This window comes from Tardiphaga sp. vice154, from assembly GCF_007018645.1.
Classification (GTDB): Bacteria; Pseudomonadota; Alphaproteobacteria; order Rhizobiales; family Xanthobacteraceae; genus Tardiphaga.
In genome coordinates, this window is record NZ_CP041399.1 from 5,586,652 (window position 1) to 5,609,410 (window position 22,759).

Annotated in this window: 20 protein-coding genes and 1 tRNA gene; 11 read left to right on the forward strand and 10 right to left on the reverse strand. The window is 62.2% G+C overall.

Features of this window, described 5'->3' with window-relative positions; all coding sequences use genetic code 11:
- Positions 1-12: 12 nt before the first annotated feature.
- Positions 13-861, forward strand: a complete 849-nt coding sequence (locus tag FIU28_RS26130) for an SDR family NAD(P)-dependent oxidoreductase (protein ID WP_143575943.1) — start codon at positions 13-15, stop codon at positions 859-861.
- Positions 862-962: 101 nt separating this feature from the next.
- Positions 963-1,247 carry a DUF427 domain-containing protein gene (locus FIU28_RS26135; protein ID WP_143575944.1) on the forward strand — a complete coding sequence of 95 codons (285 nt, stop codon included), beginning with the start codon at positions 963-965 and terminating at the stop codon, positions 1,245-1,247.
- A gap of 26 nt (positions 1,248-1,273) precedes the next feature.
- Here the strand turns inward: FIU28_RS26135 and FIU28_RS27480 are convergent, their stop codons facing one another.
- On the reverse strand, positions 1,274-2,029 hold the full coding sequence (locus FIU28_RS27480; protein WP_210245599.1) for a hypothetical protein: 756 nt from the start codon (positions 2,027-2,029) through the stop codon (positions 1,274-1,276).
- Positions 2,030-2,732: 703 nt separating this feature from the next.
- Between FIU28_RS27480 and FIU28_RS26145 the strand changes: the two genes are divergently transcribed.
- A complete protein-coding gene (locus tag FIU28_RS26145; protein ID WP_143575945.1) occupies positions 2,733-4,208 on the forward strand; it encodes a DUF2252 domain-containing protein in 1,476 nt (491 codons plus the stop codon).
- 303 nt (positions 4,209-4,511) lie between these two features.
- On the opposite strand, the gene FIU28_RS26150 is transcribed toward FIU28_RS26145, so the two are convergent.
- Positions 4,512-5,198, reverse strand: a complete 687-nt coding sequence (locus tag FIU28_RS26150) for a carboxymuconolactone decarboxylase family protein (protein ID WP_246660824.1) — start codon at positions 5,196-5,198, stop codon at positions 4,512-4,514.
- Positions 5,199-5,546: 348 nt separating this feature from the next.
- Between FIU28_RS26150 and FIU28_RS26155 the strand changes: the two genes are divergently transcribed.
- Positions 5,547-7,220 (forward strand): sulfatase-like hydrolase/transferase, encoded by a 1,674-nt coding sequence (locus FIU28_RS26155; protein WP_168203052.1) that lies wholly within the window; start codon positions 5,547-5,549, stop codon positions 7,218-7,220.
- A 789-nt stretch (positions 7,221-8,009) separates the two neighbouring features.
- Positions 8,010-8,086, forward strand: a tRNA-Arg gene (locus FIU28_RS26160).
- Between the two features lie 105 nt (positions 8,087-8,191).
- Here FIU28_RS26160 and FIU28_RS26165 read toward each other — a convergent pair.
- Genes FIU28_RS26165 through FIU28_RS26175 form a run of 3 tightly spaced genes read right to left on the reverse strand, consistent with a single transcriptional unit; the run spans position 8,192 to position 11,932 of the window.
- On the reverse strand, positions 8,192-9,001 hold the full coding sequence (locus tag FIU28_RS26165) for an RMD1 family protein (protein WP_143575947.1): 810 nt from the start codon (positions 8,999-9,001) through the stop codon (positions 8,192-8,194).
- 11 nt (positions 9,002-9,012) lie between these two features.
- Positions 9,013-9,564 (reverse strand): GNAT family N-acetyltransferase, encoded by a 552-nt coding sequence (locus tag FIU28_RS26170; RefSeq protein ID WP_143575948.1) that lies wholly within the window; start codon positions 9,562-9,564, stop codon positions 9,013-9,015.
- A 10-nt stretch (positions 9,565-9,574) separates the two neighbouring features.
- Positions 9,575-11,932, reverse strand: coding sequence for an Orn/Lys/Arg decarboxylase N-terminal domain-containing protein (locus tag FIU28_RS26175; protein ID WP_143575949.1), 2,358 nt, complete (start codon positions 11,930-11,932; stop codon positions 9,575-9,577).
- A 379-nt stretch (positions 11,933-12,311) separates the two neighbouring features.
- Between FIU28_RS26175 and FIU28_RS26180 the strand changes: the two genes are divergently transcribed.
- Positions 12,312-12,989 carry a spermidine synthase gene (locus tag FIU28_RS26180; RefSeq protein ID WP_143575950.1) on the forward strand — a complete coding sequence of 226 codons (678 nt, stop codon included), beginning with the start codon at positions 12,312-12,314 and terminating at the stop codon, positions 12,987-12,989.
- 22 nt (positions 12,990-13,011) lie between these two features.
- Here FIU28_RS26180 and FIU28_RS26185 read toward each other — a convergent pair whose 3' ends face one another.
- On the reverse strand, positions 13,012-13,986 hold the full coding sequence (locus FIU28_RS26185; protein WP_143575951.1) for a Bug family tripartite tricarboxylate transporter substrate binding protein: 975 nt from the start codon (positions 13,984-13,986) through the stop codon (positions 13,012-13,014).
- A 125-nt stretch (positions 13,987-14,111) separates the two neighbouring features.
- On the opposite strand from FIU28_RS26185, the gene FIU28_RS26190 reads away from it, so the two are divergent.
- Positions 14,112-14,525 carry a VOC family protein gene (locus FIU28_RS26190; RefSeq protein ID WP_143575952.1) on the forward strand — a complete coding sequence of 138 codons (414 nt, stop codon included), beginning with the start codon at positions 14,112-14,114 and terminating at the stop codon, positions 14,523-14,525.
- Between the two features lie 270 nt (positions 14,526-14,795).
- Entirely contained in the window at positions 14,796-16,382 is a 1,587-nt protein-coding gene (locus FIU28_RS26195; protein ID WP_143575953.1) for an AMP-binding protein, read from the forward strand.
- 9 nt (positions 16,383-16,391) lie between these two features.
- Here FIU28_RS26195 and FIU28_RS26200 read toward each other — a convergent pair whose 3' ends face one another.
- Entirely contained in the window at positions 16,392-17,486 is a 1,095-nt protein-coding gene (locus FIU28_RS26200) for an HD domain-containing phosphohydrolase (RefSeq protein WP_143575954.1), read from the reverse strand.
- Positions 17,487-17,690: 204 nt separating this feature from the next.
- On the opposite strand from FIU28_RS26200, the gene FIU28_RS26205 reads away from it, so the two are divergent.
- Positions 17,691-18,026: a hypothetical protein gene (locus FIU28_RS26205; RefSeq protein WP_143575955.1), complete on the forward strand. Its 336-nt coding sequence runs from the start codon at positions 17,691-17,693 to the stop codon at positions 18,024-18,026.
- A gap of 94 nt (positions 18,027-18,120) precedes the next feature.
- Positions 18,121-18,795: a dienelactone hydrolase family protein gene (locus FIU28_RS26210; protein ID WP_143575956.1), complete on the forward strand. Its 675-nt coding sequence runs from the start codon at positions 18,121-18,123 to the stop codon at positions 18,793-18,795.
- A gap of 155 nt (positions 18,796-18,950) precedes the next feature.
- Here the strand turns inward: FIU28_RS26210 and FIU28_RS26215 are convergent, their stop codons facing one another.
- The 3 genes from FIU28_RS26215 to FIU28_RS26225 all read right to left on the reverse strand — a co-directional run bounded on the left by FIU28_RS26215 (position 18,951) and on the right by FIU28_RS26225 (position 20,829).
- On the reverse strand, positions 18,951-19,568 hold the full coding sequence (locus FIU28_RS26215) for a polysaccharide biosynthesis/export family protein (RefSeq protein WP_143576422.1): 618 nt from the start codon (positions 19,566-19,568) through the stop codon (positions 18,951-18,953).
- Between the two features lie 207 nt (positions 19,569-19,775).
- Positions 19,776-20,432 (reverse strand): peptide-methionine (S)-S-oxide reductase MsrA, encoded by a 657-nt coding sequence (gene msrA / locus FIU28_RS26220; RefSeq protein ID WP_143575957.1) that lies wholly within the window; start codon positions 20,430-20,432, stop codon positions 19,776-19,778.
- A gap of 82 nt (positions 20,433-20,514) precedes the next feature.
- Entirely contained in the window at positions 20,515-20,829 is a 315-nt protein-coding gene (locus FIU28_RS26225; RefSeq protein WP_143575958.1) for a hypothetical protein, read from the reverse strand.
- Positions 20,830-21,253: 424 nt separating this feature from the next.
- Here FIU28_RS26225 and rpsT point away from each other — a divergent pair, with 424 nt between their 5' ends.
- Complete coding sequence (gene rpsT, locus FIU28_RS26230; protein ID WP_143575959.1) at positions 21,254-21,532, forward strand: 30S ribosomal protein S20; 279 nt, start codon at positions 21,254-21,256, stop codon at positions 21,530-21,532.
- The last annotated feature ends 1,227 nt before the right edge of the window (positions 21,533-22,759 follow it).

Genomic DNA, 22,759 nt, shown 5'->3' on the forward strand with positions numbered 1-22,759 from the left:
GAAGGACACTCCATGAATCTCGATACTCTGGCGCCCGGTTCCGTCGCGCTCGTAACCGGCGGCGGTGCCGGCATCGGCCTGGCCGCGGCAACGCGTTTCGCCAAGGCCGGCCTGAAGACCTGCATCGTCGATCTCGGACGAGACAGGCTGGCGGCCGCGGAAGCGCAACTCGCGGCGGCTTCGCCATCGGGGGCGGACGCCGTGCTGGCCGTCGAGGCCGATGTCAGCCGCCTTGAAGAGATGCAGCAACTGGCTTTGACCGTCGCCGACCGCTTCGGCGGCGTCGATGTGCTGATGAATAATGCCGGCATTCAGCCCGGCAGCGCCATCTTCGGACCGCGGGGGAATTGGGAAAAGGTGCTGGGCGTCAATCTGTGGGGCGTCATCAACGCCACGCAGGCGCTCGTCCCCGGCATGATCGCGCGCGGCCGGCCGGGCCTGATCGTCAACACCGGCTCCAAGCAGGGCATCACCACGCCGCCGGGCGATCCCGCCTACAACATCTCCAAGGCCGGCGTGAAGGCGTTCACCGAGGCACTGCAGTACGAGTTGCGCAACACCGAAGGCTGCCGGCTCAGCGCGCATCTGCTGATCCCGGGTTTTGTCTTTACTGGCCTGACCGCGAACGGCCGCAGCGAGAAGCCCGCTGCCGCCTGGACCCCCGAGCAGACCGTCGACTTCATGATGACCGGTCTGGACGCCGGCGACTTCTACATCCTGTGCCCGGACAATGACGTCGCCCGCCCGATCGACGAGCGCCGCATCGCCTGGGCCGCCGGCGACGTCATCGAAAACCGCCCCGCGCTGTCGCGCTGGCATCCCGACTACGCCGCCGCCTTCGCCGACTACATGGCGAAATAGCGCCTCCGCCGAGAGCAGCGCCGGAACAGTTGATCGGCAGGTGCTTGCGGCGCGGCCTTATCCGCGGTCTTGTCGTGCCGCAATTGCGCCAAGGAGCTGAAATGGTCAAAGCCGTCTGGAATGGATCGGTAATCGCGGAATCCGACCGCACCGAACTGGTCGAGGGTAACCACTACTTCCCGCTGGAAGACGTCCGGCAGGAATTTCTGGTCGCCAGTGCCCACAAGAGCAGCTGCCCCTGGAAAGGAACGGCCGGCTATTACAGCCTGTCGGTCGATGGGGAGCAGAACCGTGACGCCGCCTGGTTCTATGCTGAGCCGAAAGACGCCGCGAAGCAGATCGCCGGCAAGGTCGCGTTCTGGAAGGGCGTCAAGATCGAAGCCTGACGCAGGCTTGCGTCGGCAAACGGGTCTCAGGGCGTCGTCTGCTCTTCTGCAACGGGCGCAACCAGTTCAAGCGGCGGCGCCAGCCGCGCCGGCGCAGACTGCTCGACGGCCGCCGGCGGCGCGGTTGCCACAGGCGGCGCAACTGCCACGGGCGGGGCGACTGCCGCAGACGTCGCGACTGCCGCGGGCGGCGCGACTGCCGCAGACGTCGCGACTGCCGTAGGCGGGACGATTGCCACGGGCGTCCCGGCTGCCGCAGGCGCCTCGGCTGGGACATCAACTCGCTCGATCGGCCGTGGCGGAACCGGTGCGGGCTTTGGCGCGCGATCCGCGACCAGGGGCCCCGGCAGGCAGAGCACCATGCCGGCGGTCGCCGCCGTGGCTGTCAGCGTAGCAAGCGACCTCAATTCGGCCGGCTGCCTGGAATCGCGCGCCACCGCGCCGGCTTCTTTCGCCAGTCGCGCGTTGCAGGCGCAGCTCTGCACCTGGCCGGTGGGCGTACAGGCGTCGTGACGCATGCAGGCCACGTCCAGCGCATCGATCGGATCCGATCCCGCGCGGTTTCCGGTGCCGCAATAATTGCCGTGAAACACCAGCTCGCCATTCTTCAAGGCGTCTGGCATGTTCTGGGTTGCCGCGATGCGGTCGTCCATATCATCCGCCCGGGCGCCCGTCGCCGCCGCCGAGCTCACCGCAAATAGCACGACGATCGCGCACCAGTGGCGCGTATGATTCTTGAACATGACCGAGAGGTTCCAAGGCTTGGGATCGACAAATTGCATCTTCAAGAGATACGCAAACGGGGCCCGTTGGGTTCCCCCCCGAATGCCCTGCCAGCCAACCCTTCTGACGCCCTAAAGGCGGCAAACCCGTGGCCTCTGCCTGAAACGAATGCGCGCCGCGAGCCAAGCTTGCCAGCCCGGTCCAACCGTCGCGGCGGCCCCGGCAATCGGCTATGGAAAACGCATGCACCCGTAGCTCAGCTGGATAGAGCGTTGCCCTCAGAAGCTGGACCTGCTGCGTCGCTCGCCTCCTCGGTTTCCATTTAAAATCAACGTTTCCGAACGCAGCGAGCGATTACCGTGCACTGCGTCGGGTTGATCGACACAGCCGGGCCACATCTTTTGGCTTTGCATTGACGAATGACCGGCTCACCGCAACCCCGTGGCTGACAAAGCCGAATTCTTGAAAAGGAGCAGTGAAATCGGCTGGGTTGCTGTAAAAATAACTCAAAATCTGCGATTGAATCTTGTCTGCGATACGAAGCAGCGGGGGGCCTGTAAACACATCCCAAAGCGATCGGCATGAATATCCGATCTCGCGGCGGCATCTATTTCCACCCGATAGGAAAAGGTCTGCGCCGCCCGTGCCCCAATCCCGAAATACTGCAATTTTTGCGACCCCCGCTCTTGTGGCTAGTTCCCTGGAAGCTACAGATGCTTGATGGAGCCCCCCGCGGCAACTTGACGCAGAAAGAGAACGGCGATGGGTAAAAAACCGGAACTGCTGACGACGAATACTTTGAGCGATCGCAAAGAACGACTCGCACAAGGTAAGGCGTTGCGCCGCAAGACGCCCCGCGAGGCCCATGCCGAGCTCAAGGGACCACTGACCCGCAGCGCCGTGGCGATCCTCGCTGAAAGCGATAGGGACCGGGTGCCTGAACTTGTCCCGGAGCGTTTTGCGCGAATGATGGTCAACCCCTTCGCATTCCTGCGTGGCGCAGCAGCGGTTATGGCCAGCGACCTGGCCAGCCAGCCGATCGCCGGCATCGTGGTGCATGCCGGCGGCGACAGCCACTTGATGAACTTTGGCGCATTCGTCACCCCCGAAGACAACATCCTATTCGACGTAAACGATTTCGATGAAACCCTTCCAGGGGTCGACTTCACAGTGGACTTGAAGCGTCTGGCGGCCAGCGCGGCGGTGGCTGCACTGCAGAGCGGCGCATCGCGCAAGCAAGCCCGCGCGCTAGCGGCCGCGACCGTCAAGGCCTATCGATGGCACATGGCTGGGCTGGCAAGAATGTCGCCGCTTGATATCTGGCATAGTCGAATCGACCTCGAGCGAGAGATCGGCGTGATAGGCCATGGCGGCCTGCGTCGAAAGCTCGCCGCTATCATTGAGAAGGCCCGTGGCGCAGGTCTATCGCGCGACGACAACTTTCCGCACCTAGTCTCCGGCACCGAAACTAAAATCGTCGACAAGCCGCCTACCATCTTCCATCTGGATCCGAAGGCCGGCTCCCGCCACGGCATCGATGTCGCTCATGTGTTCGCTGCCTACCGCAAAAGCCTCGCCCCGGATCGGCAGCGACTGCTGGATCGCTTCGTCATGAAGGACCTCGCCTTCAAGGCAGTCGGCGTTGGTTCGGTCGGGACTTTCTGCTGCGTGGGTCTATTCATGACCGGCGACGGTGAGCCATTATTCTTGCAGGTCAAGCAGGCACAGAATTCGGTGCTCGAACGTCTCGACAGCAAGCTCGGCTACAAGGGCAACCAGGGTCGTCGCGTCGTTGAAGGCCAGCAGATGATGCAGGCAGCCAGCGATATTTTCCTCGGCTATACCACGGACCCAGCCTCCGGCCGCGATTTCTATATCCGCACCCTCAAGAATCGTAGGCTCGGCGGGGTCAGCGAGATCAGCGAAGGGGAAGCGCTGTCCGATTATGCCAAACTTTGTGGCCGCACCCTGGCTCGCGCGCATGCGCGCTCCGGCGATCCGGCCGTCATCACTGGTTATATGGGCAAGACCGCGGTGATCGACGATGCGATCGCGTCCTTTGCTATGGCATACGCTAATCAGACCATTCTCGATCACGCCGCTTTGGTCAAAGCTAAAGGCGAACAAACGACAGCGAAGCAGCCCGCTGGTAAGACGATCGGCAAGCCAGCAGGCAAACCTCTAACGCGAAAAACTAAGACGAAGACGGTGCAAGTTCGCAAAGCTAAAGCCGCTTGAGCGTAACCTCCTGACACAACGGATCGGCGGCTTGCGATTTTAAAGCGTGTCGACCTGAGTAAAATACTGAACAGAGACAGGATAAACGATAGGCATTTTCGACGGACTGACAGGTGGCATCCTTGGCGACCTCGAAGCAAGGCTACTTCCCGAGTTGCTGTCGAAAGCACTAGCCACCACCAGCCTGGGATCGCTGCAGCAACCTTTCGCTTTCTTTGAAGACGATGGACGACTTCGCGAAGGCACAGCCTCTTCTACGGCGTGCCTATGAGGGATCGTAGGTCAAATAAAGGCATTTGACGGTCATTTTGACAGGACGGGCAGCGGAGCGACGCTGTCATTTGGTGCGCTCGCCTGCATGGTAATTAGTGTCATCGAGACCAGATCGTAATAACCGATAATGCCTATCACATCCATTACGCCGCGTTCGCCAAACTGCTTGAGCGCCGCGCCGAATGTGGCATCCGACACCTTTTTATCGCGGTAGAGTTCGGTGGCGAGATCGTAGACGGCGGCCTCGTCGGCTCGCATCCCGCTCGGCCGGTTGCCTGCGGCAACATCAGCGGCGACCTTCGGATCCAGACCGGCCTTAATCGCGAGCGGGTAGTGCGCAAACCACTCATACTGCGCCGTCCACTGCCGCGCAGTGATGATGATGGCAAACTCGCTCAGCCGCGGCGGCAAAGATGTGTTCCAACGCAGATATTCCGATAGCGCAGATAGCCGTGTCGCGAGTTCCGGATTTCGGATGTAGGCGCGATAGGGCGGATTGGTGAATTTCGCATTGCGCGGCGGCGCCGCGATCATCTCGGCCCAGGCTTTCTGCGCCGGGTTTAATTCATCGGCCTTCAGCGGGCCGAAACGCGCGGTCTCGTCCGCCTGCGCCACCGATGACACAGCTATCGCGCCGATCAGCGCGCTCAGGATCCGGCGGCGCTTCATTTCACTCTCCCGTTTCTGATTTTTGTTTGGAGACGCAACCTCGGTCATCGCATAGCCGCCGTCAATTTATTACAGTGCTGCTGCGCAGCATCAACGGAAGCAACCAGGAGGAGCAAACACGCGCCCTCACCCCTAAAGATGACCGACATGACAACGGCACGTCTGGCATACACTGTCGGGCGCACCCGATAGCCGCCGAACCTGCGACCGTCGCCTGAAAGAGGGCACCGCGCTCTCCAAGGGAGCCCCAAACGCCAGCGCCAAACGCGATTTCTAAGCTGCCCAGAGCAACCGATTAGTTTTTCTCAAACTTCATAAATGGCGACAGTCTTTGTCCGAATCGATGATATAGCGTTTTTGGAACTCCTTAGATTTTCATCGAGACTCTTATACAATATGGTCCTGACTCTGATATTGTTGATAGCAACCGGTTTCATGACGCTGTCAGAACGAAGCGTAGAACACCTCCTGTTTGCAATCGCAGCGCTCTTTATTAACAGCGTCCTGTTTCTATTGATCGTTGCTGATGTTGAACGAGCGGTTCTGCTGTCTTGCATAATGGCAGCAACAATCACCGGGGCATCAATCGTAAAATATAATCACAGCGCACTCAAACTGGTCGTGACCGATTTACCCTTGGTATTTGCAGGCACTGTTCCATTCTTTGTGACGCAGTATCCGCGGGTAGTTCTAGCCGTTGTGGCTGGAGCTCTCATACTGACTTTCGCTTCGGCGGCGGTCTTGCTCTGGGCCGCCGGATCTCCCATCTCACTCGAATTTCGAATGCTCTCATTGAGCCTCACACTTATTGGATTGGCAGCGGCTTTCAGGGTCGGCGGCAACGCCGCTTCTTCACAGCAGTCCATGACTCAGCGGCGCTTCTTTTACTCAACCTTTATGGCCTCCCTAATCGACCCCCGTTCCTGGCGGCAGTTCGGCAAATTGGCTCTCAGCGATATCGCGAATGAACCGTTGACGCTCATGGAGCCGGTGCCAGCCCGATCTACTGACTTTCCCGACATTATTATCCTCCAGCACGAATCGATATTCGACCCTCGCATTTTTGGTCTACCGGTGGAGCCTATCGTCGCATCGCTCCTTTCTCCGGAAAATGGTTGCCATGGACGCCTTAACGTCGATATTTTTGGTGGAGGTTCATGGCAATCTGAGTTCAGCCTGTTGACCGGACTTTCAAGTGCGAGCTTTGGTTCAAGCGCCTACTATCTTTTCAAGAGAGGCGTTGGCCGATTTCGTAGCAGCCTCCCTCATTCGCTAGCAGCGCTCGGTTACAAGACGAGTCTTGCGTCAAGCTGTCGTCGCCGTTTTCTCAACTACGATGAATTTTACAGTTCGATCGGGGTCAACGAACGGATTTTCACGGATGACCTTCCTCCGCCTTTCGATGTCAGTCATTTCGAGTCGACAAATTCAGATGCATTGTTTTTGGATGCAGTAATAGATATGCATTCCAAAAAAATTGCTCACGATCCAACACCTCGTTTTCTCTATGCGCTGACCAACTTCAATCACGGTCCACATAATCGGAGGCTTGTGCCACTGGGGAAATTCGAGAAGGAGCGCGCCTTTGCTGCCGCGAGTCTCCCCGATGCTCGATACGCTGAGTATTACGCAAGACTTGTGGAGACCGCCTCGACCTGGCAAAGGCTGAGATCCGAGCTGAAAGCGAATTTTCCCGGGCGTCCAATGCTAATTGTGCACTATGGAGATCACCAACCCGTAATGGCGGGACAGATCGATCGGCAACTCCAACTACCCAGCGATGCACGGCGCGCGTTCCGCACATTTTATGCCATTGAGGCCTTAAATTTTATCCCGGATAACTTTGTTGCCGGTCCAGCAGCGGACCTGGATATCGCTTTTCTCGGAACCATCGCCTTGCAAAAGGCAGGCCTTCCGCTGGATCAAGTATATGCCACCCGCGCAAGCTTGCTAGATGATTGCGGGGAAAGCTACTTTGCGTCCTCCTCCGAACTGAAGCGTAAATTTCACCGCACTCTTGTGGACCTAGGCTTGATAAACTTAGGACCGCATTGTCAAAACGGGCGTTAGCTTCTGAGACGCATTGGTCTTATCGCCCTCACGTGCCATTGCCCCAGGAATGCCTGCCACAGCCGCCGCGCGCAGCCATCACGCGCTGTGCTTTCGCACTCGATGAAAGGCGAACCTATGACCGATCTTAAACAGCTGAGATCCTAAGTCCTAAAATCGCTCCCTGGTTCGGCAACAGGATCGGCCACGAAGTAAAACGTTACGAACATGCTGGTATCGGATATCGAGCAGGTCAGCGATCTCCACGCGAGAGTATCCTGACTGAGCAAGTGTGCGAATCTTATCGGACTTGGTCTGCAGTCCGGTGGTTAACTCGGCGAAAGACTGTAGACTGGTGCCCAAGGTTTGCCTCCGCAATGGCAAGAAGGCGCAGCGGCTGCGCCTTACGAACCGCGAGGCGCAGAACAAGCCATAGATGCGACCTCATTCCAAAGGCTTTCGAACCTGAAACGGCCGCTATAACGCAAAAGTCCATTCTGGCATCTGGATCGCGTTCAATGCGAACCGGCTGGCTTGGGCCGAGTTTCTGAGCTTGTCCCCCCGTTTGAGCGCCCGGTGCTAGCCCATCGGAACAACTATGAGGGGCAACATGCGCCCTCACCCCTCCGAATGTCCGCCACAGCCGCGGCGCAGCCGGCACCCGCTTCTCACCCGACACGATTCGAACGTGTGACCGTTGCCTGAGAGAGCGCACCGCGCTCTCCAAGGGAGCCAATTTCACCCATTTCCACCCGTGCAGCCCGGTCCGACCGTTGCGGCGGTCCCGGCAATCGGCTATGGAAAACGCATGCACCCGTAGCTCAGCTGGATAGAGCGTTGCCCTCCGAAGGCAAAGGTCACACGTTCGAATCGTGTCGGGTGCGCCAGTGATTGCAGCCATCGCTATCGCTCTGCGAGAGCCCGCTCCGCACGTTCACGGCAGCCGCACCACCTTCAGCCACATTCACCTTTCGTCCAAGTCCATTCGCCGCTCAGTGCGGCACCTTGGCGATGAAGATCTGGTAAAAGCTGGTGCCGATCTCGATTGCGATGAGAATCACGACGATCAGTTCGAGACGCAGCGAGCGCCTGGTGTCGATGATGTCGGCCAGCGTTTCGGCGGTCTCGGCGATCACGGCGACCTTTCGATCGAGCGTCTCGACGCGCTCTTTCAATTCGTACTCGTCTTCCAGCCGGGCATAGAGTCGCTCAAGGTCGGGGCGGTCCCACAGCGCATCGGGCTTTTCCGTCACCGCGACGCGGCCCGAGACCCGGTGCTGGACCAGCAGCGCATTGCCGATCAGTTTCAAGATCTCGGTGCGGTTGCGGCGGGTTCGGCCGCGCGTCGCCAGCTCGACCGCAAACGGCTCGATCACGCCGAACACGCGGGTAACGTCGCGTTCATCGCTGGCCAGCGCCACGCTCTTGGCCAGCACGTCGGCGACGATCAGCATGCGGGGCAGCGACATGTCGCCGAGCGTCACCGGGCCGCCGGCGGGGACCTGGTCCTCGGCGCCGGCGGCGATCTCGACGAAGGTGCGCTCTTCCTCGGCCACGCCGGGCCGGCCGATGACCCGGGAGGAAATCTTCAGCAGGAAGGCGGCTTCCTCCTCCGGCGTCAGGCCTATCAGAACGGCGACGCCGTAGCGAAACACCACCGCAGTGCCGGTCTCGCCGGTGCGAACCGCCAGCGGTACGGCCGAGACGATGTCGCCTTCGAAATTCGCAGTGTTGATGCGGTCGCCGAGATGCAGCGCATGGACCTGAACGCGCCGCCGGGCTTCGGAAGAATTTGTCTGCACAGGATACACCCTCAGGGCGCCGTCGTGGCGCCGGTGGCCAATGAGCGCTGCACCATGATGGTGTCGGCCCAGCGGCCGTGCCGCCAGGCGACGCCCGGCAGCAACCCTACCTTGGCGAAGCCGAACTTGTCATGCAGCCCGAGCGACGCCGCATTGTCGGAATCGATATAGCCGATCATCTGGCGAAACCCCGCGGCAGCACAGACGTCGATCAATTCGCGCATCAACACCTGGCCGATGCCGTGGCCGACATGGTCGTGATGGATATAGATCGAATGCTTGACGGTGTAGCGATAGGCCGGTCGCTTGCGGAACAGCACCACATATGCGTAGCCGATCACCTCGCCGTTGCGCGTCGCCACCAGATGCGGGAAGCGCTTGCTGCGCAGGTTCTTGCGGCGGTCGCGCAGATCGTCCGCCTGCGGCATCTCGGCGTCGCTGACGCCCTCGTCGATGCCGAGCCGGATATGGCGGCGATAGATCGCCAGCATCGGCTCGACATCGCTGTCGCGTGACGGCCGCACGACGATGGCCGGGCCGGAATCGGGGGTACGAAGATCCATGGGCGTTTCGCTATTCGCTGACCACATAGGTGTAAAGCCGGATCAGCCCATTGGCATCGACCTTGCGGTACACGCCCTGGATTTCGACGTCGAAGCCGGGGAAGGTGTTGAAGCAGGTCTGGAACATCTTGAGATAATCCAGCATCGGCTGCGCCCGCGCGGTGAGCCGCTCGCCGGGCACGATGGTGGCGATCCCCGGCGGATAGACCACGAAGGGCGTGGTGGCGATGCGGCCGGCGATCTCGTCGATCGGCAGATAATCGACATCGTTGCGCACCAGCACGCGCGCGGCGTCATGCGGCGACATCGCGATCTCCGGCAGGTGCTCGGACTTGAACTGCTTGGCCTGCAGGGCGCTGACATCGGCATTGCGGAAGAAGCGGTGCATCTCGCCGCACAGGTCGCGCAGCCGCACGCCGGCATAACGCGCCGGGCGACGTCTCGCAAATTCCGGAATCGCGTCTTCCAGCAGCGCGTTGTCGTCGTGCAGCTTCTTGAAGGCGACCAGGCCCGAAATCAGCGTGCCGGCCTTGCTGGCCTCGACGCCGGGCGTCAGCAGAAACAGTAGCGAATTGAGATCGTTCTTTTCCGGCACGATGCGGTTCTCGCGCAGGAACTGCGCCACCACCGGCGCCGGGATGCCGTGTTCGGTGTAGCCGCCGGTGGCCCGGTCGAAGCCGGGCGTCAGCAGCGTCAGCTTGTTCGGATCGGTCATGGCGAAACCCGCCGCCATGCCCGGGAAGCCGTGCCAGTCGGCATCCGGCGCCAACTGCCAATAGGTCGGGTTCTTGGCGAGTTGATCGGTGCTGACGCTTTCCCACGGCACGTTGTGCACGCCGCCCTCGTGCGCCGAATCCGGGATTTCGACGCGCTCCGGCACGAACGGCTCGAAGAACCAGCGCCGCTCCGGCCGGGTTTCCTTTTCCTCGAACTCGCGGCGCACGGCGCGGATCTTCTTGCGCAGCTCGATGCCGAGCCGGATGGTGTCGTCCCACAACACGACGCCGGAACGGCCCTTCATCATCTGCGCGCCGACGTCCAATGATGCGAACAGCGGATAGAACGGCGAGGTCGAGGCGTGCTGCATGAAGCTCTCGTTGAAGCGGCGATGCTCGACGCGACGCTTCTGGCCGCGGATGTGGCGGTCCTTCATGTGGATCTGCGAGGCCTGCGAGAACGAGGCGAGCTGCTTGTGGGTCGACTGAGTGGCGATGATGCCCGGCGAATCCGGGCCGAGATCGCCGAGCCCCATGGCGAAGCGGCCGGCGTAAAGCGGGTGGAACTTCATGAAGCCGGCCCACGCCTCGTCGAACAGGATATAGTCGCAGAGATGGCCGATGCGCGCGATGATCATCTCGGCGCTGTAGATCGTGCCGTCATAGGTGCACTGCTCGACCACGGCGACGCGGAACGGGCGCGGCCGCTTCCAGGCCTCGGGATCGGTAACCAGCGGATTGATGCGGATGCGCTCGCGCAGCGCGTCTTCCTCGAGCGCCTCCCAGTTCATCGGCCCGATCAGGCCCCAGGGGTTGCGCACCGCGGGCACATAGATCGGCACGCCACCGGCGATCATCAGCGCGCCGTGCAGCGCGGCCTTGTGGTTGTTGCGGTCGAACAATACGAGATCGCCGTCGGTCACCAGCGCCGACAGCGCCACCTTGTTGGAGGTCGAGGTGCCGTTGAGGACAAAATAGGTCTTCTCCGCGCCGAAAATCTGCGCGGCTTCCTTCTGCGCCTGCAGCGCCGGGCCTTCATGCGTCAGCAGGTCGCCGAGATCGAGCACGGAATTGTCGAGGTCGTCGCGGAACACGGCTTCGCCGAGATGTTCCATGAACACCCGGCCGATCGGGCTGCGGCTGTAGAACACGCCGCCATTGTGGCCCGGGCAGGTCCATAGCTGGTTGCCTTCCTCGGCATAATCCACCAGCGCGCCGAAGAATGGCGTCTTCAGCGTCTCGGCATATTGCTTGAGCCGGCTGACCAGGTTCTTGGCGATGAAGGGCGGGGTTTCCTCCGACAGGAAGATGTAGCCGTCGATGAAGTCGAGCACCTCGACCGGCACGTCCTCGAAGCGCTTGCGGCGGATCAGCAGGATGATCGGGAAGTCGAGGCCGCGGCTGCGCATCAGATTGATCAGCGCGGCCGTCTTGCCCTCCAGCCCCTTCTTACCCCAGTCCACCACCATGCAGCCGATCGCGGCGTCGGTCTGCACCGCGATCGCGGCGTCCTCCAGCTTGCGCGCCTTGACGACCTCGAAGCCGGAATGCTCGATTTCCGCGACGATCTGGTTCAGGCGGACGCCCTCGAGATCGTCGGCGTCGAACGTCGGCATCGCGAACAGGAAGTTGAAGCGCTTGAAATAGTCCATGGGGGCACCCGTTGTCTTTCCGTACGATGTCTCGCTGCGTTGGATGACGATCCGGTGACGGGATCGTCCGCAGATACCCAAGGCGGGGATGTCTTTCGAATCTCTGGGACGTCAACGACGCCATGCAGTCATCGCCCTGCCGGGCGGAGGCGGCAAGGACCAAATGAAGCGCGTGCACCCGTAACTCAGCTATCGCGCGAAGGCAAAGGCGATCGGCAAGCGGCGGAACGCGGAACTGGCGTATCCGTTGCCTCTCCACGAAACCACCGAACGCATCGGCATCGCCAGGCGGCGCGGTGATCCGCGAGACACCCGGCTGACATTTGCGCTATGCAGGCAGGCCGCGGCGAATCGCGCCGCACAGCTCCGAAAGACCCCCGTGCTTCCCTGGAAACTCCTCGACACGGCAGACGTGCCCGGCGGCGGCGTGCAGCTTCGGCTGATGCAGCGCGGCAATGAATTTACCATCAAGCTCGGCCAGAACGAGCTGATGAGCAGCCGGCTATTCGGCTCCGAAGAAGCGCTGGCGACGCTGACCTGCTTCCGCCTCAAGGCGCTGGCCGCGCCAAGGCTGCTGATCGGCGGGCTCGGCATGGGATTCACGCTGCGCGCCGCGCTGAAGGTGCTGGGACCGCAGGCGGAGGTGACCGTGGTCGAGCTGGTGCCGGCGATCATCGCCTGGGCGCGCGGGCCGATGGCGGAGATGACCGGCGACTGCCTGACCGATCCGCGCGTCGAGATCCGCGAGGCCGACGTGGTGCAGGCGGTCGCCGAAGGCCGCGGCTATGATGCGATCCTGCTCGACGTCGACAACGGCCCGGAAGGCCTGACCCGCAAATCCAACGATGCGTTGTATGACCTCAAAGGCCTGCAAGCGGCCTGGGCGGCGCTGCGCCCCGGCGGCATTCTGGCGGTGTGGTCGTCATTCCCCAATGACAAATTCACCAGGCGGCTGAAGAAGGCCGGCTTTGCCACCGAAGAGATCAAGGTCCGCGCCACCGGCAGCCGCGGCGGCGCCCGCCATGTGATCTGGCTGGCGACGCGGCCGGCGGCGTAATCTGCTGCCAGCCGCGCTCGGTTTACTCCACCTTCAAACCGGCGGCCTTGACGACTTTCTCCCACTTCTCGGTTTCGGCGGTGACCATCTTGCCGAACGCGTCCGGCGGTCCGATCAGCGGTTCGCCGCCGAGATCAATCAGCTTCGCCTTGACAGCCGGATCAGCCAGCACCGCGTTGACGTGAGCGTTGAGCTTGGCGATGATTTCCTGCGGCGTCTTCTTCGGCGCGCCCATACCGAACAGGGCACTGGCTTCATAGCCCGGCACGCTCTCGGCAATTGTCGGCACATCGGGCAGCAACGGCGATTTCTCCGCGGTGGTCACCGCCAGCGCCCGCAGGCTGCCCGAGCGGACGTGCTGGATGATCGACGGCATGTTGTCGAAGATCACCTGCACCTGGCCGCCCAGCATATCGGTGATCGCCAGCGCCGCGCCGCGATAAGGAACGTGCTGCATCTTGGCGCCGGTCATCATCATGAACATTTCGCCGGACAGATGCACGGAGGTGCCGTTGCCGGACGACGCCATGTTCACCTTGCCGGGATTGGCCTTCACATAGGCGATGAATTCCGGAATGGTCTTTGCCGTGATGTCCTTGTTGACGGTCATCACATTGGCGGTGCGGTGGAACGCCGCCACCGGCGCGATGTCGCGCAGGAAGTTGAAGCTGAGCTTGCTGTACAAAGTGGCGTTGATGTAGTTCGCCGGATTGACCAGCAGGATCGTGTAGCCGTCGGGCTCCGCATTCACAACGGATTCGGTGCCGATATTGTTGCCGGCGCCCGGCTTGTTCTCGATGACAAATGTCTGTCCGGTACGTTCGGAGAGTTTCTGCCCGATCAGCCGGGCCAGAATGTCGGTAGCGCCGCCGGGAGGATAGGCTACGACAAAGCGCACGGGCCGGGTTGGATAGTCCTGCGCAGACGCGCTTCCGATACAGGTGAATGCAGAAAAGCCCAGCGCGATCCAGCCGATCGCGGCACGACGTGACACCATGTGCGTTCTCCCTGCTGCCGCGACTTGTCGCGCGGTCAGCCTGTGTTGAATTGACAACGCTCGCTTGTACCAAGCAATTCAACTATCGACCAGTGCGGCGCAGCCCCGCAGTCAAAGGATCTCCCATGCCCGTCACCGTCACCGCGCTCGATCATCTGGTGCTCAATGTCACCGACGTCGTCCGTTCCGCCGCGTGGTACCGGCAAGTGCTCGGCATGGCGGTCAAGGTTTTCGATCCCGGGCACGGCAAGGCGCCGCGCACATCGCTGAGTTTCGGCGCGCAGAAGATCAATCTGCGACCTGTCGATGCCGACAAGCTCGAATGGTTCACCGCGGACCATCAGACGGCCGGCAGCGACGACCTGTGCTTTCTCACGGCAGCCTCGCCGGACGAGGTGGTCGCGCATCTCGCCGCCTGCGGCGTCGCCGTGGAGGAAGGCCCCGTCGCCAAGCAGGGCGCGCAGGGCGTGCTGCGCTCGGTCTATTGCCGCGATCCGGACGGCAGCCTGGTGGAAATTTCGTCGTACGAAATGGGCTGATATTGGACATCACGCTCGCTCTCATCGCGAAATGCGGCCCCTCCCCATCATTGCGACGAAGCAATCCCGTCTTCGCGTGCGGCTTTCTGGATTGCCGCGTCGCTTCGCTCCTCGCAATGACGAGGTGGGGCCGGTGCGTACGGCGAGCATGGACGTGGCGGTATCGAAAGCGCGTTGCGCCTCGCTTCTCCGGGTGGCACAACGGCACCTAAGAAAAACAAAGCCGTGCCGCGCAACAGCGGAGCATCGCGGACTTCCAGCGGAGGAAGCATGCCCCATCCGACATCGCCATCGGGCGTCGTCAGCCCGTTTGCCGGCATGGACGTGCCGTGGCTGCTGCGAATGCGCGCCGAGACCCGGCGCGACCATCCGTTTCTGATCTGGGCGCCGTTCGATGCCCCGGCCCGGCCCTGGAGCTACGGCGAGTTTCATGACCGCGTCGGCGCACTTGCCGCGGGCCTCACGAAGCGCGGCGTCAGGCCCGGCGAGTTCATCCTGATCCATCTCGACAATTGCATCGAATCGATGCTCGCCTGGTTCGCCTGTGTCGAGCTCGGTGCCATCGCGGTCACCACCAACACCCGCTCCGCCGCCGCCGAACTAGACTACTTCGCCGGGCACTGCGGCGCGGTGGCCGCCATCACGCAACCGTCCTATGCCGCAGCGGTCGCCGCCAATTGCAAGGACCTGCGCTGGATCGCGGTGACGTCGCACAATGCCGGCGCCGAGCCGGCGGCAATCGACCTGCCCGCCTGGGCCGAACGTTTCGAGGCCCTGTTTGCCGACAGCGCCGACCGGCCGCGACGCGCCACCGATCCGGAAGCCCCCTGCAGCGTACAATACACGTCTGGCACCACGTCACGGCCGAAGGCGGTGTTGTGGACGCACGCCAACGCGCTATGGGGCGGCAAGGTCAATGCGGCGCATCAGGACTTGCACCAGGCCGACGTCCACATGGCCTATCTGCCGCTGTTCCACACCAATGCGCTCGCCTATTCCGTGCTGGCGACGCTGTGGGTCGGCGGCAGCTGCGTGCTGCAGCCGCGCTTCTCGGCCCGCCGGTTCTGGGACGTCGCGACATTGCATCACGCCACCTGGCTTTCGACCATCGGCTTCTGCATGAAGGCGCTGCTCGAACATCCGGTACCCACGAAGCACGCCTTCCGGATGTGGGGGACCGCCTTCGGCGATCCGCCGGCGTTCCGCAGCTTCGGCATCCCGATCATCGGCTGGTGGGGCATGACCGAGACGATCAGCCACGGCATCATCGGCGAGGTCGACCAGCCCAACACGCCGATGGCGATCGGCCGGCCCGCCGCCGAATATCGTCTCTGCGTTACCAACGACGACGGCACGCCGACGCGGGCCGGCGAGACCGGTAACCTGTCGATCCTGGGCGTGCCCGGCCTGTCGCTGTTCAAGGAGTATCTGCACAACGAGGAGGCGACGGCCGAGAGCTTCGACCAGCACGGCTACTTCATCACCGGGGACCGCGTCACGCTGCTCGAGCACGGCTTCATCAGGTTCGGCGATCGCGTCAAGGACATGCTGCGGGTCGGCGGCGAGAACGTCGCGGCGTCGGAGATCGAGCAAATCGTGGTGGCCGTGCCCGGCGTGCGCGAGGCCGCGGTGGTCGGCAAGAAGCATCCGATGCTGGACGAGGTGCCGGTGGTGTTCATCATCCCGCAGGCCGGCGCCGCGCAGGCGACCGACGCGCTGCACGACAGCGTCATGGCCGCCTGCCGGCACGGACTCGCCGATTTCAAGGTGCCGCGCGAGATCCGCTTCGTCGACGAGATGCCGCGCTCGACACTCGAGAAGGTGGCGAAAGCAGAGTTGCGCAAGCTGCTGGCGTAACCCGCTCGGTCAGTACGATCCCAGCGCGACCGGGCGGAACGCCTGCAGCAATTGCTGGTCGAGCTTGTCGCCCATCTGCTCCATCATCTCGAACGCCTTGGCGTGGGTGAACGGCATACGGTAGGCGCGCCGCTCCACCAGGGCGGCATGGATATCGACAATGCTCATCAGGCGAACGATGTCGCTGATCTCGTCGCCCTTCAGCCCGTCGGGATAGCCGGTGCCGTCGAGAAATTCGTGGTGGTGCAACACGACGTCGAGCATCTCGCGCGGAAAACTGCCCTGCGCGATCAGCGCCTCGAAACCCTGCCGCGGATGCTTGCGAATTTCGCCCATCTCGGCATCGGTCAGTTTGCCCGGCTTGTCGAGAATCGCCACCGGCGTGAACGCCTTGCCGACGTCGTGCACCAGGGCTGCGCGGGTCAGCCGGCGCTGGTCTTCATCGCGCAGGCCGAGATGCTGGGCGAAAGCCACCGCAAAGCCGGTCACGAACAGGCAGTGCCGGTAGCTGTTGTTGTGATGGCGACCGACGGTGGCCAGCCAGTCGCGCAGAGACGAGCGCTTGATGGCCTTCAGGATGGCGTTTTCCGCCTGCATCACGTCGTTGAACGTCAACGGTTCGCCCGCCGGCAGCTTCTCGAAAATCTTCACCATCACCGCGTGCGCCGCCTCGACGCCGCGCGTCAGCGCCTTGCCGCTGGCGGAGAAGTCCTCGTCATACGGATCCGGGAAGGCGGCGCGGATTCGTTGCAGCACGCCCCTGGCATCGAACGGCCGCGCGATGGTGTCGGTGGCGCCCAGCGCCCAGGCCTGCATGGCACCGTGATGCAGCGAGTCGGCCAGCACGAACAGCCGCGGCACTCCCTCATAGGCCGACGCGCGCAATTTATTGCGGACGCGCTGCACGGTTTCGGCGGAGCGCAGATTGATATCGACAATGATGCCGGACGCCTCGCCGGGCGTTTCCGGAATCTCGGAGGTCGCGATGATCTCGACCTCGCCGACCCTGTTCAGGATCTCGGCCAACTCGAAGCTGCGATCGCTGCGGTCGGATGCCAGCAGCAGCTGGCGGCGCGGCGACGATGATAAAGCGGTAGCGGTCATAGGCCCTCGATCATTGCGGCAAGCTTCCGCTGCAACGGGAACAAATCTACCTCAGGACTACATGTCCGAACCTTAAATTGTATCGTTAACGACGGATGACCAATTGGCATCGAAACCGGTGCTGAACGTTGTGTTGCGGTGATCTGCCGGCTTTGATTCAAATCGCCGCTTGCGCCGCCGCCCGATCCGGAAAACAATCGCGCCATGCTGAAGACCTTGCTCATCCTGGCGCTGGCCGGCCCGCTTTCGGCCGTTGCAGCCACCGCGCAGCTCTTGCCGCAGCCGGAGCGGCCGTTTACCGCGACGCTGTCGAATACCGCGCCGCTGGCGTTCGGCATGCCGGCCGACACGGTCGCCCGCGCGCTCGGCGTGCCGCTGACCTTTGTCAGCGGTCGCCGCGACAACGAGATCTATCTGGCGATCCGCACGATCGGCGGTAGCGGCTTCTTCGATCGCCGCGACCGGCTGTACCTGCAGTTTCGCCACGGGCGCCTCACCGGCTGGAAGGGCGACTTGGGCCGCAACTGGATGTGGCAGTAGCCGTCACACGATGTTGCTTGCTGTCGTCTTGCGCCGCGCAGGCGATTACCGCATCAAGCGTTGCTTCGCCGAAACAACAACGAATGGATGACCCGTGGGACAAGACGTAACGCTGACCGCCTCGGACCAGTTCGAACTCGGTGCCTATCGCACCACGCCCAATGGCACGCCGAAGGGCGCGGTGGTCGTGATCCAGGAAATTTTCGGCGTCAACCATCACATCCGCACCATATGCGACCGTTTTGCCGAACAAGGTTATGTCGCGGTCGCGCCCGCGATCTTCGACCGCATCGAACGCAACTTCCAGTCCGGCTATTCGCCCGGGGAAGTCGCGATCGCACGGAAATTCGTCGCCAGTCCGGACTGGGCCGCGATGCTGCGCGACACCCAGGCGGCTATCGACTCCGTGAAAGATGTCGGGCCGGTCGGTATCATCGGCTTCTGCCTCGGCGGCAGCGTCGCCTACGCCGCAGCGACCAGGCTGACCGGCCTGTCGGCGGCGATCGGCTATTACGGTGGTGCCATCGTCAAATTTGCCGACGACAAGCCGACCGTGCCGACGCAACTGCATTTCGGCGAGCAGGACCACGGCATTCCGCTGGCCGATGTCGAGACCATTCGCGCCAAACGTCCGGAGGTGGAAGTGTTCGTCTATGACGGCGCCCAGCACGGCTTCGGCTGCGACGAGCGCGCCAGCTACGACCAGGCCAGTGCCGCTGTCGCCCGGCAGCGCAGCCTGGCGTTCTTTGCCAAGCATCTGGTGAAGTAATCAAAACTGTCGTTCCGGGGCGCGAGCGCACCAGCACGAGCGAACCTCAGCCACTCCACGTGGAGTGGCGGGTAATCTCGACATGGGACGATGAACATCTCAAGGTTCCAGGTTCGCGTTCGGCTATCGCCGCCTGCGCACCGGAACGACAAACCCTAGAACCAGCGCTCGCCGATCTGGATGGTGTCGCCGGGATCGATCGGCGTGCCGAGCGGCACCGCGGCGCGAACGATGCCCTGCTCGGTCGTATGCGACAGCATGACCTCGTCGCGACGGGCGCGCGGCAGAAAGCCACCGGCAATCGCCACCGCGGCCTCGACGCTCATATTGGGCACGTAAGGATACTGACCGGGGGCTGCGACCTCGCCGAGAATGAAGAACGGCCGGTAGGCCTCGATCTCCACCGCCACCGAGGGCTCGCGGATGAAGCCGTTGCGCAGCCGCGCCGTGATGCTGCCGGCGAGTGCCGCCGGCGTCAGGCCGCGGGCACGCACCGCGCCGATCAGCGGCATGGTGATCGAACCGCCGGCATCGATTGCGTAGGAATTGGTGAGTCCTTCCTGGCCGTAGACCACGACGCGAAGCCTGTCGCCGGCGTCGAGCCGGTAGGCGGCGTCATGGCTGGAGAGCACCGGTGCCGGCGCGGCGTAGCGAACCGGAACGGCAACGCTACGCGAAGGGGATACGATCGCCGGGCCATAAGCGGGCTGGCCATAGGCCAGCGCATCGAGATCGTTGCGCGGCAGCGCCGCTACCGGACCCTGCCGCTGCATGCAGCCGGACAGCACCAGGGCGGCTGTTGCAGCCGTGGTCAACAATCGAAACACGCGGACACCTGACACTGGACATATCCCTCTCAGAGACAGTTCCAGTTGTGACCCGTTATGGTTAAAATTCCGTTTTCGAGTAGCTCGGTACCGCACGCAAATGCCCGCTTCCGGTAGCGGAAGCGGGCATCAACATTCTCTGAAACGCAGCGATCAGGCGGAGACGGCGACGCCGATCGGGCACGACACGCCGGTGCCGCCGAGGCCGCAATAGCCGTTCGGATTCTTCGCCAGATATTGCTGGTGATAATCTTCGGCAAAATAGAACGGGCCGGCTGGCGCGATCTCGGTGGTGATGGTGCCGACGCCCTTGGCGGACAGCGCCTTCTGATACACCGCCTTCGACGCCTCGACCGCCTTCGCCTGTGCGTCGCTGAACGTATAGATCGCCGAGCGATATTGCGTGCCGACGTCGTTGCCCTGGCGCATGCCTTGGGTCGGATTATGGCTTTCCCAGAACACCTTCAGCAACTGCTCGTAGGAAATCTTCTTCGGGTCGAACACCACCAGTACCGCCTCGGTATGGCCGGTGCGGCCCGAACAGGCTTCGTCATAGGTCGGGTTTGGCGTGTGGCCGCCGGCATAGCCGACCGCGGTCGTATAGACGCCGTCGCCGAGTTCCCAGAACTTGCGCTCCGCGCCCCAGAAGCAGCCGAGCCCGAATACCGCCTGCTCCAGACCTTCCGGGTAGGGCGGCTGGATCGGCGCGCCGTTGACATAATGGCGGCTCGCGGTCGGGATCGGCGCATCGCGCCCAGGCAGCGCTTCGGCGGCGGTAGGCAGAGCGGTGGTCTTGCGCATGAACAGCATGGTCATCTCCCGTTTGGGCGAACTGAATTCAGTCCCTCATATAGGTGTCGATGGCCGAAACGGCAGGGGCATTATGCCCCGTTCAATTGCGCGAATAGCCGATCAGCGGCTTGCGCGCCCGGAACAGCAACAGCAACACGATGCCGAGCACGCCCATCACCGCCCAGGCCGGCTGGTTGAGAACCATCCTGGCCAGGTTCCACAGCGCGGGGGAGGCGTCCTCGACCATCGCCTGGAACGAGCGCTGGCTGGACTGGTGAACATCATTCCAGAACTCGCCCAGCCGGGTCAGCCGCAGCGCCTGGTCGGCGATCGACCGCGCCCCGTCATAGACGACGAAGATGAACCCGCCGGCCAGCAGCAACAGCCCTATCAGGCGGAAAAATCCGCGGATCATATGGTTTCCTCAAATGTAACCCCGGCAATACCGGGCCGCCGGGGGGAATTCAACCTTGGCTGCCAAGGAGCTGTCATTCGGGGGCGCGAGAGCGCCAGCTCGAGCGAACCCGGACCCCCGAAATGTTTTGCGAAAAACATATGAGGGTTCCGGGTTTGCGTCCGCCTACCGCCGCCCGCCCCCCGGAACGACAGCTAAAACCCCCGAAAGCGTTGACGGTGGAAATCCGCCGCTCTATAAGGAGCGCCAATGGCGGTGGGCGCAATCCTGCCGCCGCTGTTCTTTGAGCGGCGTGCCCTGAGAGTTTTACTCCGGGGATGGCATTTTCAGGAACACCCCGGAATTAAACCAGCGTCGGCCGCGATCGGCAGACGTCAATCAGCCCGGCACCCCTGTGCGGGTCGCTGCTGAAGGATAACGAGATATGGCCAACACGACCTCCGCCAAGAAGGCGACGCGCAAGATTGCCCGCCGCACCATCGTCAACAAGTCGCGCCGTACCCAGATGCGCGGTTCGATCCGCGTCGTCGAGGAAGCCATCAAGAGCGGCGACAAGGAAGCGGCGCTGCAGGCGATGAAGAAGGCGGAGCCGGAACTGATGAAGGCCGCGCAGCGCAACATCGTTCACAAGAATCTGGCGAGCCGCAAGGTGTCGCGCCTCGTGCATCAGATCGCCAAGCTCGGCCAGACTGCCGCGCAGTAAGCGACCGTCCAAATCCAGTTCTAAAAAGCCCGGCTTTACGCCGGGCTTTTTTGTGCGCTGATGAACCGAGAGGTTTTGATGACGTAACACAGACTGTTTTCGCGATCGGCACTGCGCATCAGACAACTTTGTACGCGTAATCCGCGAACGCGCATTGCACTACAATAATAGCGTCAACTGCCGTTTATCCCCACCCGCGCGTGATTCGAAAATAGCAACAGCTTCGCATCTCGATTGCGAGTCCGGTGTCCAGAGTTACCCTGACGGAGCGCACAGAAAAAAACGCGCGCGTCTAATCACTTATCGGCATAGCGAGACCAAGCACTTTGAAAACGCACGGCGCGCGCCGGCAAACGTAAACGATTTATGAATTAATTTTTTGTCGCCGCGAATGTGCAACAGCACCATCACATTTCGATTCAGCGCGTCGATTCAAAACCTTGCCGTCTAAGCACGATAGCGAACATTGGCCCTGTGAGTGGCCAAGTATTTTTTTGAACCGCCCGCGAAGAATCATTCCGTTGCGAGAACCGAGCCTTGGTGTATTTCTGTAATCGTTCGCGGCGCCCTCCGGTTCTTCAGATCAGTGCGATTTAGGAACCCGGGCGGACGTGCAGATCAGCGACGGTTTGCAGGTTAGCGACGCTTTCCAAGCTTTGAATGTTGCAACTCATAGCAATATGAGAACGGTTGTTCTGTCTCGAAATTTCTCTGTCGGTGGCCGCCTGTCGGTCGCCTTACAAAGGAGGAAGCGATGCAGCCCCCAGCGACATGCAAGCCGGAAGCGATGGGATCACGAGGGCAGACGAGCGGGCAACAAGACGGGTATGCGACGCTGAGCGGCTTTCGCCGCGAGAGTGTGGCGGATTGAATTTGAACACTTCTGAGATGACAGCTTGCTGCGGGCGACCGCAGCGAGTGGGGGAGGCTTTATGCTCACGACAACCACCACCACATTTCATCATGCATCATCTTTGGCCGCAGCCGTTGGTGCGGCAAGCCAGCCTGCACGACCACCCGCCCGCTCTCCCGACCGGCCGTCGAGTACGCGCTGACCTCGCCAGACTCTGATCCACCAGCACTTTCCGGCAGCGGCGTTTCGCCGAACGGCTGGCCTGTGCCCGGATTTCGAGTTTCGCCGGAGGTCGCGCCGCGCATAAGCAATTGCGCGTATCAGCATTCGGCACATTCAGGCCATTCTCAGTTCATCGGAAGAGTTACTAGACA